Origin of the sequence: Clostridium sp. HCS.1, from assembly GCF_047900555.1 — a bacterium.
Lineage (GTDB): Bacteria > Bacillota > Clostridia > Clostridiales > Clostridiaceae > Clostridium.
This window is the reverse complement of the sequence record NZ_CP170704.1, coordinates 570922-584323: the sequence shown is the minus strand read 5'-3', so window position 1 is coordinate 584323 and position 13402 is coordinate 570922. Positions and strand designations below refer to the sequence as shown.

The 13402-nt window shown below is 28.8% G+C and carries 12 protein-coding genes; 2 read left to right on the top strand and 10 right to left on the bottom strand.

From position 1 onward, the window contains the following. Positions 1 to 10: 10 nt before the first annotated feature. Both ACFYH6_RS02835 and ACFYH6_RS02830 read right to left on the bottom strand, forming a co-directional pair. On the bottom strand, positions 11 to 328 hold the full coding sequence (locus tag ACFYH6_RS02835; protein ID WP_316342960.1) for a PTS lactose/cellobiose transporter subunit IIA: 318 nt from the start codon (positions 326 to 328) through the stop codon (positions 11 to 13). A gap of 215 nt (positions 329 to 543) precedes the next feature. Next, complete coding sequence (locus tag ACFYH6_RS02830; RefSeq protein WP_416179191.1) at positions 544 to 3018, bottom strand: SEL1-like repeat protein; 2475 nt, start codon at positions 3016 to 3018, stop codon at positions 544 to 546. Between the two features lie 304 nt (positions 3019 to 3322). On the opposite strand from ACFYH6_RS02830, the gene ACFYH6_RS02825 reads away from it, so the two are divergent. Next, positions 3323 to 3475 (top strand): hypothetical protein, encoded by a 153-nt coding sequence (locus tag ACFYH6_RS02825; RefSeq protein ID WP_416179192.1) that lies wholly within the window; start codon positions 3323 to 3325, stop codon positions 3473 to 3475. A 372-nt stretch (positions 3476 to 3847) separates the two neighbouring features. On the opposite strand, the gene glpK is transcribed toward ACFYH6_RS02825, so the two are convergent. From glpK to ACFYH6_RS02795, 6 genes are all read right to left on the bottom strand, one after another. Further along, positions 3848 to 5344, bottom strand: coding sequence for a glycerol kinase GlpK (gene glpK / locus ACFYH6_RS02820; RefSeq protein ID WP_416179193.1), 1497 nt, complete (start codon positions 5342 to 5344; stop codon positions 3848 to 3850). Between the two features lie 27 nt (positions 5345 to 5371). Further along, the gene (locus tag ACFYH6_RS02815) at positions 5372 to 6127 is read right to left on the bottom strand and encodes an MIP/aquaporin family protein (protein WP_416179194.1); all 756 of its coding nucleotides are present in this window, start codon (positions 6125 to 6127) and stop codon (positions 5372 to 5374) included. Between the two features lie 110 nt (positions 6128 to 6237). Then, positions 6238 to 6798 (bottom strand): glycerol-3-phosphate responsive antiterminator, encoded by a 561-nt coding sequence (locus ACFYH6_RS02810; RefSeq protein ID WP_316342974.1) that lies wholly within the window; start codon positions 6796 to 6798, stop codon positions 6238 to 6240. Positions 6799 to 7073: 275 nt separating this feature from the next. Beyond that, on the bottom strand, positions 7074 to 7796 hold the full coding sequence (locus ACFYH6_RS02805) for an amino acid ABC transporter ATP-binding protein (protein WP_416179195.1): 723 nt from the start codon (positions 7794 to 7796) through the stop codon (positions 7074 to 7076). Further along, on the bottom strand, positions 7783 to 8430 hold the full coding sequence (locus ACFYH6_RS02800) for an amino acid ABC transporter permease (RefSeq protein WP_316342973.1): 648 nt from the start codon (positions 8428 to 8430) through the stop codon (positions 7783 to 7785). The genes ACFYH6_RS02805 and ACFYH6_RS02800 overlap by 14 nt, the downstream gene beginning before the upstream one ends. Before the next feature lie 247 nt (positions 8431 to 8677). Continuing rightward, a complete protein-coding gene (locus ACFYH6_RS02795) occupies positions 8678 to 9505 on the bottom strand; it encodes a transporter substrate-binding domain-containing protein (RefSeq protein WP_416179196.1) in 828 nt (275 codons plus the stop codon). Between the two features lie 377 nt (positions 9506 to 9882). Here ACFYH6_RS02795 and ACFYH6_RS02790 point away from each other — a divergent pair, with 377 nt between their 5' ends. Then, the gene (locus ACFYH6_RS02790; protein ID WP_416179197.1) at positions 9883 to 10965 is read left to right on the top strand and encodes an ATPase; all 1083 of its coding nucleotides are present in this window, start codon (positions 9883 to 9885) and stop codon (positions 10963 to 10965) included. 112 nt (positions 10966 to 11077) lie between these two features. Here the strand turns inward: ACFYH6_RS02790 and ACFYH6_RS02785 are convergent, their stop codons facing one another. Then, positions 11078 to 11365 carry a hypothetical protein gene (locus tag ACFYH6_RS02785; RefSeq protein ID WP_316342951.1) on the bottom strand — a complete coding sequence of 96 codons (288 nt, stop codon included), beginning with the start codon at positions 11363 to 11365 and terminating at the stop codon, positions 11078 to 11080. A gap of 6 nt (positions 11366 to 11371) precedes the next feature. Beyond that, complete coding sequence (ligA, locus tag ACFYH6_RS02780; protein WP_316342950.1) at positions 11372 to 13363, bottom strand: NAD-dependent DNA ligase LigA; 1992 nt, start codon at positions 13361 to 13363, stop codon at positions 11372 to 11374. Between the last annotated feature and the right edge of the window lie 39 nt (positions 13364 to 13402).

Sequence of the window (13402 nt, the reverse complement as noted above, 5' to 3'; positions counted from 1 at the left end):
ATTAAATTTATTATCTTTCTGCTAACTTCTTATGAAGCTTAATTATGTGTTCAATTAATGTTTTTGCTTCTATTGCTGTCATTAAATGATCTTGGGCATGTACAAATAATACGGATACTTCTGTTTTTTCTCCTCTTGCTTCTGCTTGTATTATTCCAGTTTGTATTTTATGAGCTTCTTTTAAACATTCATCAGCTTCCTTTAATAATTCTTCTGATTTTTCAAAGTCTCCATTTTCAGCAGCTTCTAAAGCTTCATACGCTAGTCCCTTTGCTGTCCCACCTTGACTTATTATTTCAAATATTATTACTTCCATATTATCTTCCATAATTGATCCTCCTGATTCATTTGTAAATTTCCTTTTAGATACTCTTTATATTATATTATACACGTTTATAATTTTATTTCAATATTTTTTGTAATTTTTGAAATAAAATTTTAACATTATTTGCTTTATTGATAATTCCTTATATTTTGACTTGTTTATTTTATAATTTAATATAAAAATCTGCTATTATTAACAAATAAATTAAATTCATATATTTATATATTGTAATAAACTTTCAGTTCTTTAAACTTATTCAAATTAATTCTTCCTTCTATACTTTTATCCCTTGAATAAAGCTTTATTAAATCATTTATACCTTCATATACCCCCTTATATACACTTTCTACTAAGAGATTAGTCCCTTCACATACTAGGTCTTCTTCTTTAGTTTTTCTTCCTGTATTAATTTTACTCATTCCCAAAACATATTTACTCTTAGGGTTTTCTAACCTTCTATCATCCTCCTTTAATTCATATTCCTTTATATCTCTTCCTATTCTATATAAGTAATATTCTAAATTGGAATACCCATTTAATTCTCCTAAAGAAATTGCTTTTAAATAATATTCTATAGCTTTTTCTTTATTTTCAAGTAAACCCTCTTCGCATAATTCTCCTAAGATAACATATGCCTTTCCTTCATCTAATTTAAGAAGTTCATTTATATATTTATTACCTTCATCTATTGATGCCTCCACACCTATACCTTTGTAATAATAAGATATTAGCTTTAAGTTACCTTCAACTATATCTATTTTTCTTAAAAATAATGCTCCTTCAAAAGCTTTTAAATGATCCTCCTTTCCTCCAATACCCCTTTCATATATTTCAATAAGTGATAGGATTCCTATTACACTTACTTTTTCTACTGCTTTTTCATACCACCTAATTGCTGCTTCTATATCCCTAGCTAAGAATACTCCATTCTTGTACATATTTGCTATACATAAAGTAGCTTCATTACATTCATGCTCTGCTGCATCTATGAAATGAATAAAAGCCATTTCATAATTTTTATCCATGGCAATTCCATAAAGATTTAGTAATCCATAATAATATGTTCCAATAGGCAATCCATTTTCCATAGCTTTATTTACATAAGCTAAAATTTCTGTTTCATTTACTTCTTTCTTTTCTAAATAATTCTTGATACCTTCTCTAGCTAAAATACTAGCTGCTTGAGATGAACCTTTTCTATAAGCTTCAATTAGGTATTTTTCACTTTTTTCTCTGTCCTTATTTAAAAGTGCTACACCTAATATAAATAAACTGTTAGAGTTACCAAATTGAACTGCCTTTTTAAGATACTCTAGCCCCTTTTCCCTATTTTCCTTAACCCCTTCCCCATTTAAATGCATAACACCTAATCTTTGAGTACAATTAATATCTCCATTTTCATGACCTTTTTTATAATTTAATAGTGCTTCTTCTATATTACCTTCATCCTCATATAACTTTCCAAGTTTATAATAAAGATTTATATTACCTTCATCTATACTTTCTTTATAAAGTGAAAATGCCTTTTCCTTATCTTCATTCACATATAAGCCCCAATAGTACATATCTCCAAGACTTTCTAAGCAATTCATCTCCTTCTTATTTGCTCCCTTAGATAAATAAAAGAAGGCCTTCTTATAGTTTGTATCTATAATACTATTACCTTCTAAATAGGATTGTCCCAAAATATAATAAGAATCCTCAAAATCATTATCAGCTGATTCTTCTAACCAATAATATGCTTTAATATTATCCTTCTCACAACCCTCTCCATTTTTATATAAATAAGATAAAGCATATTGAGCTGGCGCAAAACCCTTTTCAGCTGCTTCCTTATACCATTTAAAAGCATAATCTAAATTTTGTTCAACTTCTTCACCTTCATAATAAATAAAACCTAAAGAATACTCCGAAAAAATATTTCCCTTTAAAGCAGCTTTCTTATACCAATATAATGCTTTATTAATATCTTTTTCCCCACCATATCCCTTTTCAAAAAATAGTCCTAAGTAGCTTTCTGCATGTTCATTTCCATCCTTAGCAGCCTTTTCAAAGTATTCCTTAGCCTTATAATAATCCTTGTCTACATTTTTACCTAAATAATATAATTCTCCAGAAAGCAAATTTTCTTCTGCAGATGTATCTTCTTTTTCTGTATCTTCACCGTCAAAATCCCCTAAGCCATCTATTTCAAAAGAATTAACTAAGTTATCTTCTTCATCATCCTTTTCAAGATTTAAATTAATATATTTATTAAACATCTCCTGTTCTTCATCACTTAGCTTATTTATAAATAAAGAGTAATCTTCTTCCCCAGACTTTGTAACTAACCATACACAAAGTTCATAAATGAAATCTTGATTTTTTATAAGCTCGTAATATTCCTCTATGTCACGATTTGATACACTTAAAGATTCCTTAAAATAATCTAATTCATCTAAATAATTTATAATATATCTCTTTAAATCATAGGTAAGTAGATTTTTCTTATATAATAAATCTATATTTTCTTCTATGGTATTTTCTGTATTATAAAAAATATTATTCTTTAAATGAGCTGTAATAATTACTTCCTTTATTAGTTTTATTAGCATTGAATTAATTACTCTAACATCTTCCTCCTTCCATATCTTATTTAAAAGGTAGTATATATCTCTAAACTCTAATAATAAAAAATCGAATTTGTACTTCATCTTTTAATGTACACCCCTCTTTAATTTCTTATTATTATTTTATTTTGATATTTATTTAGTAGAACAAGATATACATAATTAATAATGTATAATTGATGTAAAAATTCCTGCTGAGTTTCGGAAAATGAAAGAATGAAGAGCTTCTTTGCTGAAGCAAAATCAGCATGAAAAAATGAAACAATTAAGTTTTTTAATTTAATGGTAAATATCATTTATAATTTCCCATTATTTGTATATAATTTAAATATAAGATTATTTGTAACTATATTTTACGGAAAAATATATAATTAAGGAGGATATTGAATTGAAAATAATTTTGTTAGGTATTGCTACTATCTTATTGGGAATTTCATTAATATTAGTTTCTTCTGGTAGTGCCTCTGCTTTAGGATTAATAATATCATTCATAGGATTTATATTATGTGTTTTTGGAACTTTTATTAATGAAAGAAAATAAATATTTTTTAATATAAAAAATATTATCAATTAATTAGTTCATATAAAGTGAGTGTTTGTATTATTTCTAATATTTATATTAATACCTTCAATGTAAGTATGATAATGAAGATGCCTACACTTATACTTATAAGTATTATGATAATAATGGGGATTTAGTTAAAGAACATCCTTAATAAAGAAATGAGTTTAATTGAAACTATTCTTTTTGCAAATCCAGGATACTATTGATACAATCCAATTTTTCTCTTTCATTATTTCAACTCCTTTTCTATATTCTATAAACTCCGAAAGGAGTTTATTCCTTAATTATTCATTATCAATTATGCATTATGCATTAAAAAAAGGTTGCCCTTAGGCAACCCATTTTATCTTATTCTTCTTCCCATCTTAGAGATCTCTTAACAGCTTTTTTCCATCCATTATAGTACTTGCTAACCTTATCTGCATCTAGCTTTGGCTCAAATTCATCTGACATATGCCAGAACTTTTTAACTTCTTCTTTGTCCTTCCAGAAGCCTACTGCAAGTCCTGCTAAGCATGCAGCTCCTAAAGCTGTAGTTTCTGATATTATAGGTCTTATTACATTTGTTCCTAATATATCAGCTTGGAATTGCATTAAGAATTTATTTCTACTTGCTCCTCCATCTACTTTTATTCCCTTAAGTTCTGTTCCTACATCTTCTTTCATAGCATCAATAAGGTCTTTTGTTTGATATGCTATTGATTCTAATGCAGCTCTAATTAAATGATTCCTATTTGCTCCCCTAGTTAAACCAAAAATGGCCCCTCTTGCATACATATCCCAATGTGGTGCTCCTAGTCCAACGAAAGCTGGAACTATATAAACTCCTCCATTATCATCAACTTTTGTTGCAAAGTATTCAGTATCTGCTGAATCATTAACTAATTTTAATTCATCTCTAAGCCATTGAACTACTGCTCCCCCAACGAAAACAGAACCTTCTAAAGCATATTGAACCTTTCCATCTAAGCCTATTGCTATAGTAGTTAAAAGTCCATTTTTACTTTCAACCATCTCATCCCCAGTATTCATTAGTAAGAAACATCCAGTACCATAAGTGTTTTTAGCTTCTCCCTTTTCAAAACAAGTTTGTCCAAATAAGGCTGATTGTTGGTCTCCTGCTATTCCAGCTATAGGAACATTTACATCTGTTTTTCCTCCAAGATTAGCATATCCATAAACTTCTGATGAATTTCTTACTTCTGGTAACATAGATTTTGGAATATTTAATTCTTCTAAAATCTTATCATCCCATCTTAAATCTTTTATATTATAAAGCATTGTTCTAGAAGCATTTGTATAATCTGTAACATGAACCTTTCCATTTGTTAACTTCCATACAAGCCATGTATCTACAGTTCCAAATAATAATTCTCCTCTTTCAGCTTTTTCTCTTGCTCCTTCTACATTGTCTAATATCCATTTAATCTTAGTTCCTGAAAAATACGCATCAACAACTAAGCCTGTATTTTCTTTTATATATCCCTCTAACCCCTTAGCCTTTAAATTATCACATATTTCTGCTGTTCTTCTACATTGCCAAACTATAGCATTATATACTGGAACCCCAGTGTTTTTATCCCATACTATTGTTGTTTCTCTTTGATTTGTAATTCCTATTGCTGCTACTTCATCTTGGCTAATATTAGTTTTTGCTATAACTTCTTGAAGAACTCCATATTGAGTTGCCCAAATTTCTAATGGATCATGTTCTACCCATCCTTCTTTAGGATATATTTGAGTAAACTCTTTTTGACTTACTCCTAATATATTTTGTTCCTTATCAAAAACTATTGCTCTTGAACTAGTAGTACCTTGGTCTAAAGCTATAATATATTTTTTCATAAATCCCAACTCCTTCATCTATTATAATTATAATTTTAAAATAAAATCGAAAACTAAGCTACCAAATACTCCTCCTAATATAGGTGCTATTACTGGTATCCATGCATATCCCCAATCTGAATCAATTTTATTTTTCATTGGTAAAAATGCATGTACTATTCTAGGTCCTAAATCTCTAGCAGGATTTATAGCATAACCAGTAGTTCCTCCTAATGATAAACCTATTCCCCATACTAAAATACCAACTAAGAAAGATCCCATTATTCCTACTGTTCCTACTATTTCTCCTCCAGATCCTTGAAGTATTACTTTAGACACTTCACTGTAAGTTATTCCTCTTATACCTATAAGTAGTATAAAAGTTCCAGTAAATTCACAAATAAAATTGTACAAGTTACTTCTTATTGCTGGAGCTGTACAGAAAGTACCTCTAACATCTTCTCCAACTTCTGTTTCATCATAATGTAATTTGTAGTTAACATAAACTATAAGCATACCTACCATAGCACCTAGCATTTGGCAAACAATATACATTAAAACTTTATCCCATAGGAATAATCCTGAGGCTGCAAGACCAATAGTTACTGCTGGATTTAAATGAGCGCCACCCATCCATCCTGTAATATAAGCTGCTACTGCTACAGCGAACCCCCATCCTGCTGTAATAACAATCCATCCTGATGAATTACCCTTTGTCTTTCTTAAGACAACGTTTGCAACAACACCATTACCAAGTAGAATTAAAATAAGAGTACCAATGAATTCAGAAAAATAAGCTTGCATGTTTTTTCTCCCCTTTAAATAATTTTTATATTTTAATTAAAATATAATCATAATAAAAAACTACATAAAACTGCCTTAACAGTTCTATGTAGTTTATCTCCAAATCTCTTCTACATATACCATATTTCTTTTTTAGTGGTGGAGATTCCCGTTGCTCCACTTTTTAATGATTCTAATACATCTACTTTTTCAGATATTAATCCCCCTGATATTAAAGGTTTGTCCAAAGTAGACGAAATCTCTTTAATTATCTTAAATAATAGTCCTGGAAGAATTTCTATAGCATCACATTCCTTAACCAAGTGATTTTTCATATTTTCCTTAGATAAGCTATCTATCATAAAAATCCTTTGAATAACTATAAACCCAAGTTTTTTTGCACTTCTTAATACCTGTGGCTTTGTACTTATTATCCCCTTAAAGCTTGTATTTTCTTTTAGGAACTTTAAAGCATATTCATTACTAGAAAGACCCTCTACTAAATCCACATGTATAATACCTATTTTTTTGCTACTTGATATTTTGTCACTTATTGACTTCATATTAAGTATATTCCCATATAAAACGAATATAACCTTTAGATCACTTTCTAATGCTACTTCAAGATCCTTTTCATCTTTTATAGCAGCTACAACTGGATTTTCTTCTAATACATCTTTAAAACTACTCATTGAATCACTATCCTTAAAGTTATATTTTGTAATCATTTACAGAACAATATTATTCTAACACCCCTAAAACTTACTGTCAATTATATCTATAATGTATTTTTCTACATTTTCTATGTATTGTTAAATTATAAACATTTAAATAATATATACATTTAACCTTTTTTATATTTATATTTAATATAATGCGTATATTATTTAAAAGCACCTCTTTTTTAAAGAAATATTTTAAGAAAAAAGATGTATTAAATTTAACTTTAATACATCTTTAACAAAGCTTATAAAACCTTAGATAAGAAATCTTGTGTTCTTGGATTCTTAGGATTATCAAATATTTCCTTTGGAGTTCCTTGTTCTACAATCTTTCCTCCATCCATAAATAAAATCCTATCACCAACTTCTCTTGCAAATCCCATTTCGTGAGTTACAACTACCATAGTCATACCTTCTCTTGCAAGATCCTTCATAACATTTAAAACTTCTCCAACCATTTCTGGATCTAATGCTGATGTTGGTTCATCAAATAGCATAACATCAGGCTCCATAGCTAAAGCTCTTGCTATTGCTATTCTTTGCTTTTGGCCTCCTGATAATGATGATGGATAAGAATCTGCCTTATCTAATAAACCTACTTTATTTAATAAATCATTTGCTTTTATTACTGCATCATTTTTAGATTTATTTTTTACATTTATAGGGGCAATAGTTAGATTTTCTAAAACTGTCTTATGAGGAAATAAGTTAAATTGTTGGAATACCATTCCCATCTTTTCTCTTATCTCATTTATGTTAGTATTTTTATCTGTTATATTCTTTCCTTCAAAAATAATTTCTCCATCAGTAGGAACTTCTAATAAATTTAAACATCTTAAAAAAGTACTTTTCCCAGATCCTGAAGGACCAATAACTACTACCACTTCACCTTGGTTAATAGTTTCATCTATACCTTTTAAAACTTCATTTTCCCCAAAATATTTGTGTAAATTATTAACGTTGATCACCGGCCTTCATTCTCCTTTCTATATAATTCATTAATCTTCCTAATGTAAATGTAATTACAAAATAGAATACTGCTGCAACTATTAATGGCTCAAATCCTCTAAAGGTCTTACCTCTAATAACCTTAGCTGCATACATAATTTCTCCAACTCCAATTACTGATGCCATTGAAGATTCCTTAATTACAGTAACAAATTCATTACCTATTGCAGGTAAAATATTACTAATTGCTTGTGGCATTACAATAAGTCTCATAGCCATAAATCGACTCATCCCTAAACTTCTTGCTGCTTCATATTGACCTTTATCTACAGCCTCTATACCAGCTCTTATTATTTCAGATACATAAGCAGCTGAATTTAAAGAAACAGCTATAATACCTGCTGGTAATGGTGCCATGTTTATTCCTAATAATTCATCAAAAGCATAATATACTATCATAATTTGAAGAAGCATTGGTGTTCCTCTAATTATTTCAATATAGGCAGTTGCAATTGCCTTTAATGGATTTATTTTTAATATTGTAAATTTTGATCTTTTCATAAATGTTAAAATAGATCCAAGAAGTACACCACACAATACACTTATTGCTGATATAATTAATGTCCACTTAACACCATCAAAGAAATATGGCATATATCCAGATAAAAAACTAAAATCTAATGTCAAACCTTACACCCCTTATCTATATTTTTCACAAATTAAAAAATGAATAATTAAAAATGTAAAATTAAAGAAGAAACTCCTGGAGGAGTTTCTAAAATATATATTTTTTAGTAATTCATTTGGAATTACATCAATAATTCTACATCTTACATTCTAAATTTTTAATTAGGGAGCTGCTTTAACAGCTCCATTTCACTTTTGTTTTTTAATTTGCTTATTAATTTTCAACTTGCTTTTCAGCTAATGCATTAGCATCTATAATAAATTGATCTAATAACTTTTCATCTTTAATTCTCTTAATTGTACCGTTAACTGAATCTAATAGTTCTTTTTCATCCTTCTTTAGTCCTATAGCAGAACCACCTTCTGAATCCTTAACTGTTTCTTCACCAACAACTAATTCTTTATTATTCTTAACTATCATTTCAGCAACTGGTAATTCAACTACTACAGCTTCAATTTTTCCAGATTTTAATCCAAGAACTAAATCATTAACATTTGATAATAATTGAATATCAGCTTCTGGAATATTATCCTTAGCTATATCTGCTTGAATTGCACCCATTTGTGCTCCAACTTTTTGTCCCTTTAAATCTGCAAAAGTCTTATACTTGTCCTTATCTTCAGCTCTAACTACTAATCCTTGTTCAGCTACATAGTAAATATCTGAAAAGTCTATAGCTTCTTTTCTTTCTGGAGTAGGAGTCATACCTGATATAACTAAATCAATTTTACCAGATGGCACACCTGCTACTAATGAATCAAAATCCATGTCTTGAATTTCTAATTCAACTCCCATGTCCTTTGCTATTTCTTTAGCGATATTAATATCAAATCCTACTATCTCATCTTTTCCTTCATCATTTATTATATGAAACTCATATGGAGCATAATCTGCACTTAAACCTACAACTAATTTACCATTTGCTTTTATTTGAGATAGCTTGTCTCCTTCATCAGCTTTCTTTCCACAACTAATTAATCCTATACTCATTACTCCAATAGTAGCTATTGCAAATATCTTCTTTAACATTCCTTTTTTCATATCTAAATCCCCCTAATTATTAACTTCCTACCTTCTGTATTTACGATAGCATAATTATACACCTAGTTTTCATTTTTATGCAATACCTTTTTATTAATTTTTTATAATTTTTTTATAATTATAATTTTTCATGATATTCACTATAAAAACTTATATTTTTTTATAGAAACATCTTATCTTATATCTAATAAGTCGAATTTTATTATTCATTTTTTTAAATTATTAATACATAATGGTTAAGTAGCATTGAAAATTTATGCATAAAATAAAGTTGTCAGATTACATTTATATTAATTTTTTTCTATAGTTACACTTTTCTTATAAATACATATATTATTATTGAATATTAGTACAGCAATAATTAGGAGTGATATTTTTTGACTTATAACAAAGAAAGGCATATTTTCCTAGGAGGTAATACTTATAAAGGCTTTCATTCATTTTTTAACTATATAATTAATAAAGAAGATGCTAATAGAATTATTTGTATTAAGGGAGGCCCAGGAACAGGAAAATCTTATTTAATGAAAAAGGTAGCAGCTTTCTTTCTTGATAATGGCTATTCAGTTGAATATAATCATTGTTCTTCTGATGAGAAATCTCTAGATGGAATTGTAATACCAGAATTAAAAATTGCTATGCTTGATGGTACTGCCCCCCATATGGTGGATCCAATATATCCTGGTGCTATTGATGAAACAGTAAATATGGGAATTGCCCTAGATAATGATGCTCTTTCTTTAAATAAAAAAGAATTAATTAATGTATATAAAGAAATAAGCAACAACTTTCAAAGAGCTTACAAATTTCTTTCTTCAGCTAAACCTATCCATGATGATTGGAGTAGATTAAATTCTGAGGCTCTAGCTTATAGTAAAATTATTACTATATCTGATAGCCTTAAGGAAGAAGTTTTCAATAAGCAAAAATCTGGATTTGGTGATGAAAGACATATATTTGCAACGGCATTTACACCTAGTGGTATAATCACCTTTACTGAGGATTTAGTTGCTATGTTTAAACACAAATTTGTATTAAAGGGAGGTCCTGGCTTAAGTAAGACTAAAATCCTTATAGAATTAGGAAAGCTTGCTCAAAAGAAGGGCTACTTCGTAGAATATCTCCATGATCCATTTAATCCTGAAAGAGTTGAGCATATTTTAATTCCTGAAATATCAGTTTCAATAGTTACTGAAAATGAAATTAGTAAATGCTCCTTTGATGGTAAAATCTATAATATTGAAGATTTTTGTGATCCTTCTGTTTTAAAAAAGAATAAAGAAGAAATAGAATATGATAAGTATATTTTTAATGAATTAACTGATAAAGCATTAAAATTAATATCTAATGCTCATATAATTCATGATGAATTAGAAGCTTATTATATAAAATCTTTAAATTTTGATATATTAAATGGTATTTATGTAGACACAATTAACAAACTAAAGAAATATATATAATATATAGATTTAAATCCTTCTTAATACTCCTTAAAAAGTGCTGTGGCACAATATAAAGTTAATAATAAAAAAGCAAAGGAAATGCTGTGTTAGCATAACCTTTGCTTTTTTATTATTTAACTAAATTTATTATGAATAATAAAGAAATAATGGAAATAGCTATACATAGTAATGAATAAATATATTTTTCTCTACCAAAACTATTTAATAGAAATCTAAATCCCCATAATGCCATAGTAATACATATACCTATTTGTAATGGGAAATATGAATTAAATATTGGCATAATATTTATGAAATGATATGTTGTTAAAAAAGTAAGTATAATAATTACACTAGTTAAAATTGCTGCTATTGTACATATAAGTGTAAATAAATCCTTAACATCAAACTTCTTCATACCCCTCTACTCCTTTATTAAATCTTCAAACCCCTCTTCATTTAATACATTAACTCCAAGGTCAATAGCTTTTGTAAGTTTAGAGCCTGCCTCTTCTCCAGCTATTACATAGTCAGTTTTCTTGCTGACACTACCAGCTACCTTAGCTCCTAAAAGTTCTAATTTAGCCTTTATTTCTCCTCTTGAATAATTCTTTAATGTACCAGTAACTACTACAGTTTTACCTTCAAAAGGACTAGCAATTATTTCTTTTTCCTTAAAGATTGGATTAACTCCAAGTTCTAAAAGTTCATTAATAGTGTTTATAGCTTTTTCTTCTTTAAAGAATTCCATCACACCTCTAGCTACTATATCTCCAACATCTTGAACAGATACTAAATCCTCAAAACTTGCATTTTTTAAACCATCTATAGATTTAAACTTATTAACTAAGTCCTTCGCAGTTTTAACTCCTACATTAGGAATTCCTAAGGCATATATAAATCTATATAATTCACAATCCTTACTTCTTTCAACTGCATTTAAAAGATTTTCTGCCTTCTTTGGTCCAAACTTATCTAATTGTAATAATTCTTCCTTATTAAGCTTATATAAATCTGCTATAGATTTGATATCTAGCTTTTCAAATAATTGTTCAGCAGTTTTTTCAGAAAATCCTTCAATATTCATGGCATCTCTAGATGCAAAATGAACTATACTCTTTACCATTTGTGGTTTACAGGATAATGTATTTTCACAGAAATAATGAACTCCATTTTGTACTAAATGTGCTCCACAAGCTGGGCAAGTTTCAGGAACATTTATTTCTTCTGTTCCTTCTAATGAAGAATCTACTACTCCCATAATTTCCGGAATAACATCATTAGATCTTCTTACAAATACCTCTGCACCAATTCTAACACCTTTTCTTCTAATATCATCTATATTATTTAAAGTAGCTCTTCTAACAGTTACACCTGCAAGATCAATTGGTTCTAATATAGCAGTTGGTCCAACTCTACCACTTCTTCCAACATTCCATTCAACTTCTAATAGTTTTGTTGTAGCTTCCTGAGCTTCAAATTTATATGCTATTGCCCACTTAGGAAATTTAACTGTATATCCCAAAAGTTCTCTAGTTCTCATATCATCAATAGCTATAACTACACCATCAATATCATAATTTAAATCAAATCTTATATCTCTAATATAATCAATTTCTTTTTCTATTTCCTCTATAGATGTACAGTATCTAACATAATCATCCATTGGGAAACCTTTTTCCTTTATAAACTTTAGCATTTCCTCATAAGTCTTAAAAGGTACTCCTTCTTTATATCCTACATCATAGAAAAATGCAGATAAATTTCTCTTTGCCGTTTCCTTTAAATTTAGATTTCTTAAAGCTCCTGCTGCACCATTTCTTAAATTCTTAAGAGGAACTGTTGCAGTTTTATTATAATTTTCAAAGGCTTCAGTAGTCATTATAGCCTCACCATGTATCTCAAATAAATCGCTATTATCTATTCGTAAAGGAATAGATTTTATAGTTTTAACCTGTGCTGATACCTCTTCACCAACTTCTCCATTACCTCTTGTAGCTGCAGAAGATAATATCCCATTTTCATCATAAGTTAAATTAACTGTTAGTCCATCAAACTTTTTAGTAAGAACATACCTTGGAGCTGGTAAATTCTCTCCCCTAAGATTCATTTCGCTAATAAACTTAAGATTTCTATTATGCCACGCCTTTAATTCATCAACACTTTGAGCCTTATCCAAACTCCAAAGTCTAGCTCTATGAGGATACTTAACAAAACCCTCTAAAATCCTATCTCCAACTCTAACTGTAGGAGAATAAGGAAGAACATAATTAATTTCCTCCTCCAAAGCCTTAAGCTCATAATACTTTTGGTCATACTCCTTATCAGTAACAGAAGGATTATCCAAAGCGTAATATTCATAAGCATATCTATTTAATTCATCAACTAACTCTTCTATTCTTTTCTTTTTATCCAAATAAAAACACCCCGATCTTATAATGGGAAAAATGAAAGA